This is a genomic window from Tessaracoccus terricola (genome assembly GCF_054776555.1).
Genome location: NZ_BAAHBS010000001.1, coordinates 171,717 through 187,712, shown reverse-complemented (window position 1 = coordinate 187,712; position 15,996 = coordinate 171,717). Strand labels below are relative to the sequence as shown.

Genomic DNA, 15,996 nt, shown 5'->3' with positions numbered 1-15,996 from the left:
CCTACTCGAAAAGGGCCGTGATCAGCGGTGCGGCCGAGGTGGAGCCGGAGACGCCGTCCTCGACGAAGGCGGCGATGGCGTAGTTCTGGTTCCAGGAGATCATCCAGCCGTGGTGCTTGTACTCGCCCACGGGACCCCACTCGGCGGTGCCGGTCTTGGCGCCGGTCATGATGGGGGCCAGTGACCGGCCGGGGCCGTCGGTGACCACGGCGGTCATCATCTCCTGCAGGGCGGCGGTCTCCTCCGCTGTCAGGGGAGTGGCGGTGGACTCCGCCTGGGTGCCGGCCACCACCCACGGGATGGTGGTCTTGCCGCTGGCGACGCTCGCCGCCACCGAGGCCATCCCGAGCGGGGACATCGTGATCTGGCCCTGCCCGATCATGCTGGCGGCCCTGTCGATGGCGCTGTTGTTGGGCTGCACCGTGCCGAAGTTGGAGGTGAAGCCGGCGTCGTAGTCGGTGCCCACCCCGAGGCTCGCGGCGGCCGCGTGCAGCTCGTCGGGCGTGATCGACGCCGCGGCGGCGGCGAAGGTGGTGTTGCAGGAGTGCGCCAGCGCCTGGGTGAGGGTGATGGTGCCCACCATGTTGCCGGGGTAGTCGGAGTAGTTGCTGAAGCTGTGGCCGGACACGTTCAGCGAGGCGGGGCACTCCACCGTCGACGACGGGGTGTAGCCCTTGCGCAGCATCGCCAGCGCGGAGACCACCTTGAAGGTGGACCCGGGGGCGAACTTGCCGAAGGTGGCCTGTGGGTACTCGCCCGCGGCGGGTGAGTTGGCCGCCACCAGGAGGGCGCCGTCGCTGGGGCGCACCACCACGATCGTTGCCAGTCCCGGCTGGGTGCTGAGCACCTCCTCGGCCTTGGTCTGCAGGTCCCGGTCCAGGCTGAGCTCGAGCGGTTCCCCGACGCTGGAGGCCTGGTCGAACAGGTTCTGCTCCTCGAACTCCTCGGCGGCGTTGGGGTCAGCCTCGGTGTTTCGGCCCACGAGGTCGATCCGCACCTCGGGCACGCCGCGCAGCCGCTCCTGGTAGCGGGCCTGCAGCCCGCTCAGGCCGATGATGTCCTGGGGCCAGATCTCGCCGTCGGACTCGGCCACCTGTTCGGCGTTGGGCTTGCCGGTCCTGCCGAGGATGCTGATGGCGAAGGTGGAGCTGGGGGCGACGTTGGCCGTGGTGGCCAGGGCCATCCCGCCGGGGACCTTGCCGATGTCCGGGCTGATCTCCTCCTGGGACATGGTGCGGGCCACCACGAACTGCTTGGGGCCGCCGGCCAGCACCTTGGCGACGTAGGCGGCCTGGTCGATCTCCACCAGCCGGGCCAGGTCCGCGGCGGCGGTCTCCCACTCGGCCTCCACCACGCGGCTCTTGTCCAGTCCCACTTGGTAGAGGGTGCGCTCCTCGACCAGCGCCAGACCCTCGTTGTCGTTGATCGGCGCGCGCTTGGGGAGGCTGCGGGTGTGCCGCATCCGGGAGTCCGAGGTGAGTCTGGAGTGGATGATCTGCGGGGACCAGGTGACCTGCCACTGGTCATCGGCGAACTCGAGCGGCACCGTCGTGGAGAAGGTCCAGCCCTCCACGCCGACGTCGTAGCTGTGCTCGAGGGTGGCGACGGCGGTGCCGGCCTCGGCCTCGTACTCCACCGGGCCCGCGGTGACGGTGGGGTGGATGTCGTCCATGCCGGCGAAGATCGCCTCCAGGTCCGCCTGCGCCTGCTCCGGGTCAGCCAGGGGCAGCGTCGTCAGGTCGAAGGCGTTGAGCGCGTCGACGAGGTCCGCGACGACGGCGTCGGCGGCCGGCAGGTCCACCGGCGGCGTGGTGGCCGCGGCGGTGGGTGGGGCGGACTCGTTCGGCTGCTCCGCGAAGGGCGTGCACGCGCCGGTGAGCACCATCCCGAGGGACAGCGCGATGGCAGCCAGTCGTCGTCGTCCCATGGGTCCTCCCTTGCCACAAGCACGTTCATCTCGAGGGTACCCGCCGGGCCAGGGGTGCCTCCGGCAGGCGCGCCCGGGCGGTGCGGCAACTACGGGCAACGGGGTTCCGGGCACTTTGGTTTCCGGGTTACTCTTGATTACGGCGCAGGTGACGTTCACGGATCTGCGCCTTCTTTCTCCAACCTGTAGGGAGTTGTCGCACGTTGTCCGTTGCACCTTGGGTCTGGGTCCTCACGATCGTCGTGATCGCGGCCCTCCTCGCATTCGACTTCTTCTTCCACGTCCGGAAGGCCCACATCCCGACGCTGAGGGAGGCCGCCATCTGGTCCTCCATCTACGTCGGCGTCGCCATCGTCTTCGGCATCCTAGTGCTCATCTTCGGCGGCGCGCAGATGGGCGGTGAGTACTTCACGGGTTACCTGATCGAGAAGGCGCTCAGCGTCGACAACCTGTTCGTGTTCCTGGTGATCATCGGCTCGTTCGCCGTGCCCCGGGAGGACCAGCAGAAGGTCCTGCTGTTCGGCATCGTGTTCGCGCTGTTCGCACGCACGGCCTTCATCCTCGCCGGCAAGGCCATCATCGAGACCTGGTCCTGGGCGTTCTACATCTTCGGCCTGTTCCTGATCATCACGGCCGGGCGCATGCTCGGCCCGGAGAAGGAGGACCACGACGACGCCAACAACTTCATCATCAGGTTCGCGAAGAAGCACCTGCGCACCTCGGACCACTACGACGGCGACAAGCTGTTCACCATCGAGAACGGAAAGCGCGTCCTCACCCCGATGCTGCTCGTCATGATCGCCATCGGCGGCACGGACCTGCTGTTCGCGCTGGACTCCGTGCCCGCCATCTACGGCGTCACCACCAACGTCTACATCGTGTTCACCGCGACGGCGTTCTCCCTGATGGGCCTGCGCCAGCTGTACTTCCTGATCGACGGCCTGCTGGACCGCCTCGTCTACCTCAAGTACGGGCTGGCGGGCATCCTCGCCTTCATCGGCGTGAAGCTGGTCCTGGAGGCCCTCGTCAGCAACCAGCTGTCCTTCATCAACGGCGGCGAGAACGTCGACGTGTGGCACCCCAGCATCCCGGTCTCCCTGACCGTGATCGTGGTCATCCTCACCGTCACCGTCGTCGCCTCGCTGGTCAGCCCCACGGGCCGGATCGCGAGCGCCGTGGGTTCGCTGGACCGGGCGGCCCACGCCTACCTGCACACCGAGTACCACTCCGACGGTGACGAGCGCGTCAAACAGTACGAGCAGATCCAGGACAAGCTGGCCAAGCTGCGCTCGATGGACTCGCCCAAGGCACGGCAGCTGGCCGACGAGGCGGGCCTGCCCTGGACCATGGAGAAGGTCGAGGAACTGCACCTGTCCTCCAGGGACAAGTAGCGGCGTTGGCGATCGGTCCCGCGCTCAAGCGGCTCTGGCGACACCAGGCGTTCCGTCGTCTCCTGACGGTGCGCGTGCTCAGCCAGGCGGCCGACGGCACCCTGCAGGTCGGGATGGCCTCCTACATCCTGTTCTCCCCGCAGAGCCAGCCGGACGCGTGGGCGATCGCCGGGGTGCTGGCGCTCACGCTGCTCCCGTTCACGGTGATCGGGCCGTTCGTGTCCACCTACCTGGACCGCTGGTCCAGGCGGCAGGTGACCGTCATCTCGGACACGGTGCGCTGCGCCCTGGCCGTCGTGATCGGGGCCATCATCGCGGCCAACCTGACCGACGGCGGCTGGCAGGTGGTGCTGTTCGGCGCGCTGCTGGTGGCCATGAGCATCAACCGGTTCATGCTGGCCGGGCTGAGCGCCGGCATGCAGTACACCGTCGAGGACGACGAGTACCTGTCCGCGTCGTCGATCCTGCCGACGGTGGGCCCGCTCGGCGTCGTCATCGGCGCCGCGCTCGGGTTCGCCGCCCGTGCCGGGCTGGGACCGTTCCTGCCCGCCCACCAGGCCGACGCCGTCGTGTTCTGGGTGGCCGCACTCGGGTTCGGCTGCTCCGTGCTGGTCTCGCGCCGGTTCGCTCGTGACGCCCTGGGCCCGGAGCCGGGCCTGCCCCGCACCACTGCCCGCGAGGTGCTCGACGGGCTCGTCCGGGCGTGGGGGCACCTCCGCACCCGCGGCCCGGCAGGGCTGGGCCTGGCGAGCATGTTCTGCTCGCGGCTGTTGTTCGGCGTGCTCAGCGTGATCGTCATCCTCGCGCTGCGGAACTCCTACCACGTGGGCGACACCACCGCCGCACTGGCGGACCTGACCCTGTGGGGGTTGATCACCGGCGCCGGCTTCATCCTCGCCACCCCGTTCGTCCCGCTCCTCGCCCGACGGCTGGGGCTGCGTCGCACCGCCGTGGTGGTGATCCTGATCGGTGGCGTGGCGCAACTGGTGCCCGCCTTCGCCGGCGGCAAGTGGACGCTGTTCGTGATCTCGTTCTTCGTCGGACTGGCCGCGCAGTCGCTCAAGATCTGCGTCGACACCCTCGTGCAGGCCCACGTCGACGAGGAGTTCAAGGGCCGGGTGTTCGTGTTCTACGACATGCTGTTCAACGGTGCCTTCGTGCTGGCCGCCGTTGTCGTCGCCGTCCTGCTGCCGCCGACGGGGCTGTCCATGGCCGCCTTCGCCGTGCTGGGGGCCGTCTGGCTGGCGCTGGCGGTGGCGTTCGGCGTCGTGTCGAGGATGCTCGGGGCCGCCGCCTTCGAGAAGGGCACTGAGGACCTCACCCGCGCCTGACGCGGTCGCCCGCCCGCCCGGACCGCCTGCCCCTCGGCCCGCCCGCTCGCCGACCCGACACGCCGACAAAAATCGGCGGAAGGGGCACCGGTGCCCCTTCCGGCCGATCCGTTCGGCGTGTCGGGTCGGCGGGCCCGGTGCGGGTCAGTCGTCCAGCAGGCCGCACTCGTGCGCGACAAGTACCAGCCCCACCCGATCCCGCGCCTGCAGCTTGCTCAGCAGGCGTCCGATGTGGGTCTTGACGGTGCCCTCGGCCATGTACAGCCGCTGCCCGATCTCGGTGTTGTTGGCGCCGCGGGACACCTCGACGAGCACCTCCCGCTCGCGCTCGGTGAGGGCCGCGAGCTTGTCGTCGGAGCGCTCCTGGCCCGACGGCAACCGCGGCGCGACGTGGTCCAGCAGGCGACGCGTGGCGGTGGGGGCGACGATGGCCCCGCCGGCGGCCACCACCCGGATTGCGCCCAGCAGCTCGTCGGGCAGGGCGTCCTTCAGCAGGAACCCCGACGCCCCGTTGCGCAGGGCGGCGAACACGTACTCGTCGAGGTCGAAGGTGGTCAGCACCAGCACCTTGGTGTCGACGTCCAGCTCGGCGATCCGCCGCGTGGCCTCGGTGCCGTCCATGTTGGGCATCCGGATGTCCATCAGCACCACGTCCACCGCCCGGGAGCGCACCATCGCCACGGCCTCGGCGCCGTCTGCGGCCTCCCCGACGCACTCCATGTCATCGGTGGAGTCCACCATCATCCGCAGTCCGCTGCGGACCAGGGACTGGTCGTCGGCGAGCAACACCTTGATCATCTGGTTTCCCTTCATCTGAGCCAGCCGCGCCCCAGCTGGGACGGCATCGGAAGTGTCGCGGTGACGGCGAACCCGCCGCCGGTGCGCGGGCCCGCCCTGAACGTACCGCTCATCGCGTTCACGCGTTCCTGCATCCCGCGCAGGCCCGAACCCGCGCCGTCGCCGCCCGCCTGGGCGCCGATCCCGTCGTCGGTGACACGGATCCGCAACTCCTCGGCGCTGGCCTCGACGGCGACGGTGGCCCGCGCCGTCGCGCCGGCGTGCTTGAGGAAGTTGGTGACGCTCTCCTGCACGATCCGGAACGCCGTCAGGCCCAGCGACTCCGGTACCAGCGGCAGGGTCTCGGGCACCTCGAGCTCGATCCGGTCACCGGCCTTGGTCACCATCTCCGCGATGTCCTCCAGACCAGGGCTGGGACCGAAGGCGGCGCCCTCGACGCCGCGCAGCAGGGACACGATGTGGCGCATCTCACCGATCGAGGACCGGCCGGTCCGTGCGATCACGTCCAGGGCCTCGGCAGCCGCCTCCGGCCGCTTGTTGAGCATGGCCTTGGCGCCCTCGGACTGCACCACGATCACCGACAGCGAGTGCGCGACGACGTCGTGCAGCTCCCGCGCCACCTCGTTGCGGACCCGCTCGGTGGTCAGTTCCGAGGCCTGCTGCAGCTTCTGGGCGTCGGTGACGAAGCGCTCCTCGGTGAGCTCGCGCTCCAGCCGCTCGTAGCGGGCCTTCTCCTGGCCCCGCCGGCCGAGCAGGTAGGCCAGTGCGCACAGCGTCAGGCACAGGCACACCAGCAGGGAACCGGAGACGAATCGCTCGCCCTCCTCGACGTTGCCCAGCCAGGACAGGGGGCCGGCGATGGAGGCGGCGACGAACACCGGGACCAGGACCAGCGAGACAGTGGCGGACACGGTACGGGCGACGGAGTAGATGATCATCAGCACCACCACGACGGCGGGGGTGGGGGAGTGCAACTGGGCCACCATCCCAACCCCGGCGAGTGCGCAGACCGCGACGGCGAACAGGGGTGCCACCCGACGCAGCACGAGGCTGGCCACCATCAGTGCGGACCAGCCCACCGCCACCCACATCGTCGGGGAGGTGTCCACCAGGGGCAGGGGTGCGACGAGGACGAGCAGCGCCGCGAGTGCCGCCAGAGAATCGGTCAGCAGTCGACGGCGGTCACTCGACAGCCCGGCTCCCATCATGCACGTCAGCTTAGGCCGACGGCGCGGCCCGATCCGTCAGACTTTGGGTTGGTTCAGGGGTGACTCAGGTCTACGGCAGGGTGACCCCCCATGCCAACGGCACCGGCGGGCGGGTAGATTTCGGGGCATGGTTCGAAAGTTCTTCTGGGTACTCACGATGGTGGCCGCAGCCTGCGCGGCGTCGGGCCTGGTGGATCGTCACCACGCCAAGCAGCGTCGGGAACTGTGGGCCGAGGCAACCGACCAGATCTGATCATCCCGCACACGACAGAGCCGTCCGCTCCCCTCGGGGACGCGGACGGCTCTTCGTCTGCTCGGCGGGCGCGGTGGTGTCACCGCGCCGCGTTCACTCCGCGGCCGGGAGTTCGAACGTGAGCGGGTTCTCGATGTAGGCGGCGGCCGGGTCGTCGGCGACCAGGCCGCCGTTCACGGACTGCCCGTCCCACTCGAGCGACGCGAGCGCCGCACCCTCGGGCACCAGCAGCACGGTGCAGTCCATCTTGTGTTCCGCGGAACTGGCTCCGTAGTTGCTGCCCCAGCAGAACTCGGCGCTGCTCTTGAACCCGTCGAGGCTGAGGTACTCGGTGTACTCGCCGTTGTCGAGGACACCGTAGGGGCTGGCCGCCGACGGGGACTCGAACTCGCTGTCCGCGGGGATGTTGGCCTGGGTGGAGACCAGGACGGGGGTGTAGCCGGCGAAGTCCTCCGGGTTGTTGAGTTCCTTGAACCAGCCCTCGTCCTCGTACTTCACCTCCGCGACGGTGAGGCCGACCTCGGACTGGGCCACGTAGCGGCCGTCGTCCCTGACCTCGTAGGCGGAGCCGGGGACGCGCACAGTCTCGCCGAGGGCGACGGTGGTGCCGGGATCGACGAGCGTCTCCGGGACCGTCACGTCGAGGGGCTTGGCGCAGGCGGTGAGGGAGAGCAGCCCGGCGGCCAGTAGTGCGAAGGCAGCGCCGGAGCGGGTGGAGACTTGGGACAAGTTGAGAACCTTTCAATCGTGCAAAACGTCCGAATGTTAACCCCGAACGGGGTCAGTGGTGCGAAGCCCCAAGTCAACGCAGGGGCCCCGGCCGGAGATCCGACCGGGGCCCTGAATCGGGGCGTGCTGCGGCGTCAGTAGCCCAGCATCTCCTTGCGCACCGGCAGCCACGCGATGGCGTCGCGCACGGCGTCGGTCTCGCTGAGTTCGGCCTTCCAGCCCAGCACGTCGTGGGCCTTGGAGCTGACGGTGTAGACGCCGGCGACGTCCCCGGGGCGTGGGTCCCCGAACCGGACCTGCAGCGGGTCGCCGGAGATCTCCTCGAAGGAGGCGGCGAGCTCCTTGACGGTGACGCCGTTGCCGGTGCCGATGTTGAACACCTGGTAGGGACCCTCGGAGGTGGCCTTGTCGAAGCCCTCGAGGGCAGCGACGTGGGCGCGGGCCAGGTCCCAGACGTGGATGAAGTCGCGGATGCCGGAGCCGTCGCGGGTGGGCCAGTCCACCCCGGTGACCGTGAAGGTCTCCTTGTTCACCCAGGCCTCCAGCAGCTTCGCCAGCACGTGGCTGGGCTGTTCGAGCTGCTGGCCGGAGCGCAGCTTCGGGTCCGTGCCGATGGGGTTGAAGTAGCGCAGGCTGAGCACCCGCACGTCGGAGGCCTTGGTGAAGTCCTCCAGCACCATCTCCACCATGTACTTGGTGCGCGCGTAGGGGGAGCCGGGCTGCAACGGCGACTCCTCCGTCACGACGAAGTTCTCGTCGGGGGCGTAGATGGAGGCCGAGGAGCTGAACAGGAATCGGCCCACGCCGTTGCGCTGCAGGCCCTCCAGGAGGGTGACGGTCTTGGAGACGTTGTTCTCGTAGTAGCCCAGCGGGTCGGACACGGACTCGGGGACGATGATCTTCGCGGCGCAGTGCACCACGGCGTCTATCTGGTGCTCGGAGAAGATCCGGTCCAGCAGGGCGGCGTCGGCGATGTCTCCCTCGTACAGGGGGCGCTCGCCGATGAACTCGCGGCGGCCGGTGGAGAAGTCGTCGAGGATCACCACCTCGTGGCCGCTGTCCTCACACGCCGATGCGACGGTGCTGCCGATGTATCCTGCGCCGCCGGTGATCAGTACCTTCATGGTGTCCTCTCGAGAGAATTCCTCAGAGCTTCCATCCTATGACCGCTCGGTCCCGGCGCCGCAGCCGGATCTGGAAACGGTCACCGGCCGCGTGCGCGCCACTCCTCCAGGTGTGGGCGCTCGGCGCCGATTGTCGCCGACGGTCCGTGGCCGGTGTGGACCGCCGTCTGGTCCGGCAGCACGAACAGCCGCTCCTCGATGGAGGCCAGGATCTGCTCAAAGCTGGAGTAGTCCCAGCGGGTGGCGCCGGGGCCGCCCTCGAAGAGGGTGTCGCCGGAGAACACGCAGCCCAGGTCCGGTGCGACGAAGCACGTCGAGCCGGGCGTGTGGCCCGGGGTGGCGACGGCGGTCAGGGTGGTGCCGGCGACGCCGAAGGTTGCGCCGTCGGTGAGGGCCTCGAAGGGGGTGGTGCCGTGCTCGGCGGCCCACAGGAACTCATCGGCCCGGCCTAGATGGATGGGCGCCCCGCCTGTCAGGGATGCGAACTCGACGGCGGCGCGGACGTGGTCCCAGTGGCCGTGGGTGAGTAGGACGGCAACCACGCGTCGGCCCCCGACGGCCTCGGCGACTGCGGCGGCGTCGTGCGCCGGGTCGATCACCAGGACCTCGTCGGCGTCCCCGACGAGCCAGACGTTGTTCTGGTGTTCCGGCGGGCCGGCCGGGTCGTGGTTCCCTGCGGTCACGAGGTGCTGGATCTCAGCCATGGTTCTCCTCTGGTTCGGCGAGTGCGATGGCTACGGGGCCGATCAGGCGCTCGGCGTCCGCAGGCCCTTGGAAGTAGATGGCCTCGAACACGGCCATCAGGTCGTCCAGGGGCATCCGGAAGCGCAGGCGCAGCCGGCTTGCGATCTGCGACATGAAGGCCATCAGCTCCGGCCTGATCTCCGCGGCCAGGTCCTCGGCTCGGGCTGCCAGCTCGGGGGAGCGCAGCGCCCGTAGCCGGATCTCCACCAGCGTGATCCGGAACTCCTCGCTGGGCGCGATGATCTTGAAGAAGGTGGACAGCGCGGTGCCGGTGGCCCATTCGAGGCTGACTGCCTCCGGCTGGTCGGAGAAGGCCTTCTCCAGTCCGGCCATCACCTCGTCGCGGTGGTGCTCCAGCACGGCGACGCACAGGTCGTCCTTGGTGGCGAAGTTGGAGTAGAACGCCCCGCGCGTGAAACCTGCGGCCTCGCACAGCTGCTCCACGCTGGTGCCGTCCACGCCCCTGGCGGCGAACTCGCGGATGGCGGCCTCCACGAGTCGCTGGCGGGTGGCCACACGGCGCGGGGTGGTTTCGCTCATCGGCATTCCTTGCTGCTGGTTTCCGCTCAGCTTAGCGACGCAGCCCGGGCCGTGGTGCGTTGGCCCGGGTCAGCGCACCAGGCCGTGCTCGTGCGCGAACACGGCGATCTGGACCCGGTCCCGCAGCCGGAGCTTGCGCAGGATGGACCCGACATGGGTCTTGGTGGTGGACTCGCTGATGAAGATCTGCGCGGCGATCTCGGTGTTGCTCAGCCCGCGGGCGACGGCGGAGAGCACCTCGAGCTCCTTGGCCGTCAGCTGCGCGAACTCCGGCGGCAGGGGGGTGCGCTGCCGGTACTCGCCGTCGAGCAGGGTCGCCAGGTCGCCCGGCGCCAGCACCGCATTGCCGCGGTGGACGGTGCGGATCGCGTCGCACAGCATCGCGGGGGTGGTGTCCTTCAGGAGGAAACCGCTGGCCCCGTAGCGGATCGCGGCGGCGGCGCGCTCGTCGAGGTCGAAGGTGGTCAGCACCACGACGCGCAGGGGCCGACGGCGCCGCGCCACCCTGGCCGGTGCGAAGAGCTCGCGGGTGGCGGCCACGCCGTCGAGCTCCGGCATCCGCAGGTCCATCAGCACAACGTCCGGCTCCAGCTCGTCGACCGCGCGGATGGCCTCCCGCCCGTCGGCGGCCTGGCCCACCACCGCCAGGTCCGGTTGCGCGTCGACCATGATCGCCACGCCGCTGCGGAACAGTTCCTGGTCGTCGACGAGCAGGACGCGGATCGGTGGCTGTGTGCTCATGGAGTCCTCGCTGCTCGGACGGGGAGCCACGCCTGGGCCACGTAGCGCTCCTCCCCGTCGACGGTGTCCTTGCCGAAGGCCAGTCTGCCGCCCACCGACTCCACCCGGCGGGCCATCCCGAGCTGTCCGAGCCCGGGCCCGTCTCCATGGGCGGGCGCGCCCACGACGTGATTGGCCACCCGCAGGTGCAGCTCTGCGCCCCAGCGCTGCTCGACCTCCACCGGCTCCCCGCGTCGGCCGTGCTTCAGGGCGTTGGTGAGCATCTCCTGCAACGTCCGGTAGGCCACCATCTGCAGCTCCGGCGGCAGCGGCCTGGGTTGCCCGACGACCGACAGCTCGACGGCGCTGCCGGAGGCGCGCACCCCTTCGACGAGGTCGTTGAGTTCGGTGCGGACCCCGGCCGTGGTGTCGCTCCGCTCGTCGGCGCCGGCCAGCACGGTGCGGACGTCGCTGAGGGACTGCCGCGACGTCGCCGCGATGTTCGCCAGCGTGTCCCGGATCCGGTCCTGCTCGGCCGGGTCGAGGAACTGGGCCGACTCGGCCTGCGCCAGGATCACGGCGAGGGAGTGGCCGACGACGTCGTGCACGTCGTGCGCGAGCCGGGCCTGCTGCGCCCTGAGGGCTGCGATCTCGTCCGAGCGTGCGGCCTCCGCCTCGGCCTCGAGGCGCGCCTGCTGGGAGACCCGTGCCCTGCGCGTGGCCCGCATGGCCAGCCCGACGAGCCACGGCACGCCCAGGATGAGCATCACCATCGGGGCGGCCAGCAGGTAGGACTGCACCAGGTCGGACCACGCGTCCCGCCAGGGGAGGAAGTCCGGCCCGACGCCCATCTTGTCCAGCGCGTGGGTGCTGACGAACAGTGCCCCGACGGGCACGGAGACCGCACTGGCCACCAGCACTGCGGGGCCTCCCCAGCAGGCCAGCGCGAACGTCACGTAGACGATGGACAGCTGGGCCACGACGATGTCGCCGCCCAGGACCAACTGCACCGCACCGCTGAGCCAGACCACCGCCAGCGCAGCGCCGCCGTGGTGCCGCGCCAGGGCGCAGGCGGCCGCTGCGGCCACCGCCAGGAACAGCCCCGTGACGCTGACGCCGAACCCGAGGGCCCGCAGCAGGTCGCCCAGGCCGAGGACGTCGAAGCGGCTCGCGTCCCACCCGGTCAGCCCCCGACCCCGGGTGACCACCTCCAGCAGGGTCGGTGCGCCGTAGCGTCGCGCCGCCACCTCGAGCACCCCGACAAGCAGCACCAGCAGCGCGAGCGCCAGGTCTGGGAGGTAGCGGCGGGCTGGTTGCACGGTCACAATGGTGCATCCACCCGGGGCCTTTGGCGAACGCGCCGCTGCACGGGCTTCTCGACCAGGTGCCAGCTCAGCGCCGCGGCCGCGAGCGTCATCGCGGCGGCGACGGGCCCGGCCCACCCGCCCAGGTGGGGCCGGAGCCACATCGTGAACGGGTAGTTCCACAGGTAGGCGCCGTAGGACACGACGCCCAGCGCCGCCAGTCCTCGCACCGCGGGACGGGTCCCCACGTCGCGCCAGTCCCGCCAGGCGAGCATCAGCACCGCGGCCGCGGCCGCCACCACAGGTCCCGCCACCAGGTAGGTCCAGAAGTGGCCACGGAGCGGGGCCAGGGCCATCGCGCCCAGGAGCACCAGCAGGACGGGGACGAGTTGCGTCGGCGGCCGCCACGGCTGCAGGTACAGCCGCGCGGCCGCGCCGATGACGAAGCACACCGCCCACGACGTCGGCAGCGGGTAGGCCAGGTCCAGGTGCGGCGAGAGCCGCCACAGCGTGGCCACACAGACGCCCAGCAGCAGCACGGTGAGCACCACCATCACCGTCCGCAACCGACGCAGCCGGTGCGCCAGTAGCAGCGTCGAGGGCCACAGCAGGTAGAACTGCTCCTCGGTTGCCAGCGTCCACGTGTGGAAGGCGGCCGGACTGGCGTCGGCGATCGGGAGGTTGGCGGTGAAGGTCAGCATCACCAGCACCGACGCCAGGAGGAGGCCGCGCTCGTCGAGCGGGTCGAGGGTGAGGGTGACGAGGGCGAAGACCGCCACCATAGCCACCAGCGGCGGCAGCAGTCGGGCCGCCCTACGCCAGTAGAACCGACCCAGCCGGACGCGCCCGTCACGCTCCAGTTCCCGCTGCAGCACCCCGGTGATCAGGTATCCGCTGAGCGAGAAGAACATCACCACCCCCACCACCCCCGCCCCGGGGAACTGGTCCGGGAAGGCGTGGCGGGCCATCACCAGCGCGATGGCGATCCCGCGCAGCACGTCCCAGCCCGCGACCCGCCCCGACCCGCCGCTCACGCTGCCCGCGCGCGGGCCGGGGACGCCGCCAGCGTGGCCTCGATCCACGTGTCGAGCAGGGCCGGGTAGCCCCAGCCGTCGGCAGCGAACATCCGCGGCACCTGCGACTCGCCGGTCATCCCCGGCATGGTGTTGACCTCGTTCAGCACGGGTCCGGACGGGGTGAGGAAGAAGTCCACCCGTGCGATCCCCCGGCACCCCAGCGCCCGGTAGACCCGCTCCGTCGCCGCGCGCAGCTGCCCCAGCTCTGCCACGGTGAGGGGCGCGGGCACGAGGAAGCGGGCGGAGCCGTCGTACTTGGTGTCGGTGTCGAACAGGCCGCCGTCGACGAGGACCTCCAGGGGCGGGCTGATCCGCAGGTCACCGCCCGGGAGCTCCGCGACGGCCAGGTCGACCTCGCGGCCGTGGACCACCTCCTCCACGAGGACGCGGTCGTCGAGTGCGAGAGCCTCCGCCAGTGCCCCGCGCAGTTCGGCGGCGGTGCGGGCCAGCGAGACCCCGTGGCTGGAACCGGCAGAGACGGGCTTCACCACCACGGGGTGGTGGAACTCGACGGTGGGTGCCTCCGCTGCGGTGACGACCCGGCCCCTGGCCGTCGTCACGCCCACGGCCTCGGCCGCCAGCTTCGTGGCCCACTTGTCCATGGCGAGGGCGCCCGCGCCGAGCGGGGAGCCGGCGCACGGGACGCCCGCCAGCGCACACAGGCCCGTCAGGGTCCCGTCCTCGCCGAGGCGGCCGTGCACCACCGGCAGCACGACGTCGCAGCTCCCCAGGACCCGCACCGCCACCGCGAGGCTCGCGGCCGTCGTCGCGCCCAGCGGCACCCCGTCGTCGCCCGCCCAGCGCCCGTCGGGGCGGATGGTCAGCGCGATCACCTCGTGGCGTCGCGCGTCCAACGCGGCGGCGACGGCGGCCGCGGACGACAGGGACACCTCGTGCTCGCAGTTCTGGCCGCCGCCGATCACGGCGACCCTCGTTCGTGTGCTCACAGGTACTGCCTCTCCAGTCTCGTGCCCAGGCCGGTGACGATCTCGTGCGGCAGCGTGCCGCTCCAGCGGGCCCAGTCGTCGATGGTCGGTTCAGCGTCGTGTCCGGGTCCGAAGACCACCGCCGTGGTCCCCGGCGGCACGGGTGCCCCGCCCAGGTCGACGACGGTCTGGTCCATTGAGATCCGTCCCCGCACCCGGCAGCGGCGGCCGTCGATCCAGACCTCCGCGACGCCGGAGGCCGTCCGCGGGAGGCCGTCGGCGTAGCCCACCGGCAGCAGACCGACGTTGGTCGCGCCGTCAGTGACGTCGGTGTGTCCGTAGCCGATGCCCGTGCCCGCGGGCAGCGCGCGCACCTGCACGACGGGTGCGCTCAGGCGGATCGCTTGCGCGAGCCGGGTGGTGCCGGAGGGGTCGATGCCCACCAGCCCGGCGCCCACGCGGACGAGGTCCAGGTGGGTGCTGTCGTCGGTCAGCGTGGCGGCGGTGGCGGCGAGGTGGCGCAGCGTCGGCCGCAGACCCGCGGCCTCCGCCAGCGCGACGCCTGCCAGCAGCGCGCGGAGGCCCGCCCGGGTGCTCGGATGGCCGGGCTGGTCGGCACAGGGCAGGTGTCCCATGACGGCAACCACCTCGAGGTGGCCGTCGAGTTCTGCGCGACGCGCGCGTTCGAACAGTGCTGCCCAGTCGGTCGGGGCGGCCCCGTCGCGCGCCATGCCGGTGTCCAGGTGCAGGTGGACCCGTAGTGGGCGCGTCGGGCGCTGGGAGGTCACGCGGGCCAGGTGCTGGAGACTCGGGATGCCGACGTCCACGCGGTAGCGGACGGCCGCGTGGACGTCGAGGTCGACGGGGTTGAGCCAGCTCAGGATCGGGGCCCCGATCCCGGACTCCCGCAACCGGAGCGCCTCGGCCAGCGAAGTGACGCCAAGCCAGCGGGCGCCGTTGGCGAGCGCGACGCGGGCCATCTCGACGATGCCGTGGCCGAACCCGTCGGCCTTCACCACGGCCATCAGCGCCGCGTCCCCCGCCCGCCGGGCGAACAGGCGGGTGTTCGCGGCCACCGCCGACGGGTCGATCTCCAGCCTGGGACGTGCCGCCGGAGCAGGGGCCGGCGGGATGGCGAGGGCGCTCATGCGACCAACGCGGCGTCGACCGGGCCGAACAGGGCGCAGGGTGCCCCGTGGCTGAGGGCCCAGTACCTGTCGCCGTAGGACCAGTGCCACCACTCCGTCGGGTAGTTGACGAGCCCCTCGCGGCGGAGGGCGTCGGCCAGGACGGTCCGGTTGCGTCGGGCCTCCGCGCTGACTTGCGCGTCGAACCAGCAGGCGCCCGCGCTCTGCTCCGGGGTCGCGTCGATCGGGGTGCCCATGTCGAGTTCCCGGCCGTGGGCGTCCACCAGGGTGAGGTCCACGGCCGCGCCGGCCACGTGCGGGGCCACCTCGATCGGCGCGACGAAGCGGCTCGAGAGGCGGCGGATCTCGACGGCGTCGGCGCCGGGGTGGAGGAGGCGCAGCTCCGAGGAGTAGGCGTCGATGATGGCTTGCTGGTCGCTGCGGCTGCGATGGCCCTCGACCACCAGCAGGTCCGTGCCGGCGGGCAGGTGCGTTCGGGCCCTGGCCAGCCGTTCGGCCAGCGCGCCCCGGACCAGGACGTGCGGTGCGAAGTCGAGCGGGACCAGGTGGCTGCCGTCGTCGCGGACCGGCACCTCGGCCACGCGCGGGTCGGAGAGGAGAATCGTCATGGCAACGAGCTTTCCGGGCGCGGCCCCGGGAAACCTCCACCTGCGGTACCGCCCGGCTGTTCCCAGGTACCGACCCCGTCCGGCCACGGGGGCAGGCCGTGGCCGCGTGCCATCAGGGTCCGGGCTGCCCCCCGCGGGCGAATCATTTGGATACGGAACTGTATCGACG

The 15,996-nt window shown here is 71.0% G+C and carries 16 protein-coding genes; 3 read left to right on the top strand and 13 right to left on the bottom strand.

Translation table 11 applies throughout. The annotated features are described in order from the left end of the window. Position 1 precedes the first annotated feature (1 nt). A complete protein-coding gene (locus tag ACYU7G_RS00835) occupies positions 2-1,927 on the bottom strand; it encodes a penicillin-binding transpeptidase domain-containing protein (protein ID WP_461103784.1) in 1,926 nt (641 codons plus the stop codon). 203 nt (positions 1,928-2,130) lie between these two features. Here ACYU7G_RS00835 and ACYU7G_RS00830 point away from each other — a divergent pair, with 203 nt between their 5' ends. Together ACYU7G_RS00830 and ACYU7G_RS00825 are read left to right on the top strand one after the other, a co-directional pair. Then, a complete protein-coding gene (locus tag ACYU7G_RS00830) occupies positions 2,131-3,318 on the top strand; it encodes a TerC family protein (RefSeq protein ID WP_461103782.1) in 1,188 nt (395 codons plus the stop codon). A 5-nt stretch (positions 3,319-3,323) separates the two neighbouring features. Then, complete coding sequence (locus tag ACYU7G_RS00825) at positions 3,324-4,649, top strand: MFS transporter (protein ID WP_461103780.1); 1,326 nt, start codon at positions 3,324-3,326, stop codon at positions 4,647-4,649. Between the two features lie 144 nt (positions 4,650-4,793). Here ACYU7G_RS00825 and ACYU7G_RS00820 read toward each other — a convergent pair whose 3' ends face one another. Next, positions 4,794-5,447 carry a response regulator gene (locus ACYU7G_RS00820; RefSeq protein ID WP_461103778.1) on the bottom strand — a complete coding sequence of 218 codons (654 nt, stop codon included), beginning with the start codon at positions 5,445-5,447 and terminating at the stop codon, positions 4,794-4,796. Between the two features lie 11 nt (positions 5,448-5,458). After that, a complete protein-coding gene (locus tag ACYU7G_RS00815) occupies positions 5,459-6,655 on the bottom strand; it encodes a sensor histidine kinase (RefSeq protein WP_461103776.1) in 1,197 nt (398 codons plus the stop codon). 127 nt (positions 6,656-6,782) lie between these two features. Between ACYU7G_RS00815 and ACYU7G_RS00810 the strand changes: the two genes are divergently transcribed. Further along, positions 6,783-6,908, top strand: a complete 126-nt coding sequence (locus ACYU7G_RS00810; protein WP_461103774.1) for a hypothetical protein — start codon at positions 6,783-6,785, stop codon at positions 6,906-6,908. A 93-nt stretch (positions 6,909-7,001) separates the two neighbouring features. On the opposite strand, the gene ACYU7G_RS00805 is transcribed toward ACYU7G_RS00810, so the two are convergent. From ACYU7G_RS00805 to ACYU7G_RS00760, 10 genes are all read right to left on the bottom strand, one after another. After that, a complete protein-coding gene (locus tag ACYU7G_RS00805) occupies positions 7,002-7,637 on the bottom strand; it encodes a hypothetical protein (protein WP_461103772.1) in 636 nt (211 codons plus the stop codon). A 134-nt stretch (positions 7,638-7,771) separates the two neighbouring features. Beyond that, entirely contained in the window at positions 7,772-8,761 is a 990-nt protein-coding gene (galE, locus tag ACYU7G_RS00800) for a UDP-glucose 4-epimerase GalE (RefSeq protein WP_461103770.1), read from the bottom strand. 80 nt (positions 8,762-8,841) lie between these two features. After that, the gene (locus ACYU7G_RS00795; RefSeq protein ID WP_461103768.1) at positions 8,842-9,465 is read right to left on the bottom strand and encodes an MBL fold metallo-hydrolase; all 624 of its coding nucleotides are present in this window, start codon (positions 9,463-9,465) and stop codon (positions 8,842-8,844) included. Continuing rightward, positions 9,458-10,045 carry a TetR/AcrR family transcriptional regulator gene (locus ACYU7G_RS00790; protein ID WP_461103766.1) on the bottom strand — a complete coding sequence of 196 codons (588 nt, stop codon included), beginning with the start codon at positions 10,043-10,045 and terminating at the stop codon, positions 9,458-9,460. The genes ACYU7G_RS00795 and ACYU7G_RS00790 overlap by 8 nt, the downstream gene beginning before the upstream one ends. Positions 10,046-10,114: 69 nt before the next feature. Continuing rightward, complete coding sequence (locus tag ACYU7G_RS00785; RefSeq protein WP_461103764.1) at positions 10,115-10,786, bottom strand: response regulator; 672 nt, start codon at positions 10,784-10,786, stop codon at positions 10,115-10,117. Continuing rightward, a complete protein-coding gene (locus tag ACYU7G_RS00780) occupies positions 10,783-12,090 on the bottom strand; it encodes a sensor histidine kinase (RefSeq protein ID WP_461103762.1) in 1,308 nt (435 codons plus the stop codon). The genes ACYU7G_RS00785 and ACYU7G_RS00780 overlap by 4 nt, the downstream gene beginning before the upstream one ends. After that, positions 12,087-13,103, bottom strand: a complete 1,017-nt coding sequence (locus ACYU7G_RS00775; RefSeq protein WP_461103760.1) for an acyltransferase family protein — start codon at positions 13,101-13,103, stop codon at positions 12,087-12,089. Before ACYU7G_RS00775 ends, ACYU7G_RS00780 begins: the two co-directional genes overlap by 4 nt. Continuing rightward, a complete protein-coding gene (locus ACYU7G_RS00770; protein ID WP_461103758.1) occupies positions 13,100-14,092 on the bottom strand; it encodes a D-alanine--D-alanine ligase family protein in 993 nt (330 codons plus the stop codon). Before ACYU7G_RS00770 ends, ACYU7G_RS00775 begins: the two co-directional genes overlap by 4 nt. Continuing rightward, positions 14,089-15,219 (bottom strand): alanine racemase, encoded by a 1,131-nt coding sequence (gene alr, locus ACYU7G_RS00765; RefSeq protein ID WP_461103756.1) that lies wholly within the window; start codon positions 15,217-15,219, stop codon positions 14,089-14,091. The genes ACYU7G_RS00770 and alr overlap by 4 nt, the downstream gene beginning before the upstream one ends. Continuing rightward, on the bottom strand, positions 15,216-15,827 hold the full coding sequence (locus ACYU7G_RS00760; RefSeq protein WP_461103754.1) for a M15 family metallopeptidase: 612 nt from the start codon (positions 15,825-15,827) through the stop codon (positions 15,216-15,218). The genes alr and ACYU7G_RS00760 overlap by 4 nt, the downstream gene beginning before the upstream one ends. Between the last annotated feature and the right edge of the window lie 169 nt (positions 15,828-15,996).

What these genes read in the sequence shown, in the direction of transcription:
- ACYU7G_RS00790 (WP_461103766.1), bottom strand. Translation starts at nt 10,045, where the DNA reads ATGAGCGAAACCACCCCGCGCCGTGTGGCCACCCGCCAGCGACTCGTG.
- ACYU7G_RS00835 (WP_461103784.1), bottom strand. Translation starts at nt 1,927, where the DNA reads ATGGGACGACGACGACTGGCTGCCATCGCGCTGTCCCTCGGGATGGTG.
- alr (WP_461103756.1), bottom strand. Translation starts at nt 15,219, where the DNA reads ATGAGCGCCCTCGCCATCCCGCCGGCCCCTGCTCCGGCGGCACGTCCC.
- ACYU7G_RS00760 (WP_461103754.1), bottom strand. Translation starts at nt 15,827, where the DNA reads ATGACGATTCTCCTCTCCGACCCGCGCGTGGCCGAGGTGCCGGTCCGC.
- ACYU7G_RS00810 (WP_461103774.1), top strand. Translation starts at nt 6,783, where the DNA reads ATGGTTCGAAAGTTCTTCTGGGTACTCACGATGGTGGCCGCAGCCTGC.
- galE (WP_461103770.1), bottom strand. Translation starts at nt 8,761, where the DNA reads ATGAAGGTACTGATCACCGGCGGCGCAGGATACATCGGCAGCACCGTC.
- ACYU7G_RS00795 (WP_461103768.1), bottom strand. Translation starts at nt 9,465, where the DNA reads ATGGCTGAGATCCAGCACCTCGTGACCGCAGGGAACCACGACCCGGCC.
- ACYU7G_RS00815 (WP_461103776.1), bottom strand. Translation starts at nt 6,655, where the DNA reads ATGATGGGAGCCGGGCTGTCGAGTGACCGCCGTCGACTGCTGACCGAT.
- ACYU7G_RS00785 (WP_461103764.1), bottom strand. Translation starts at nt 10,786, where the DNA reads ATGAGCACACAGCCACCGATCCGCGTCCTGCTCGTCGACGACCAGGAA.
- ACYU7G_RS00820 (WP_461103778.1), bottom strand. Translation starts at nt 5,447, where the DNA reads ATGATCAAGGTGTTGCTCGCCGACGACCAGTCCCTGGTCCGCAGCGGA.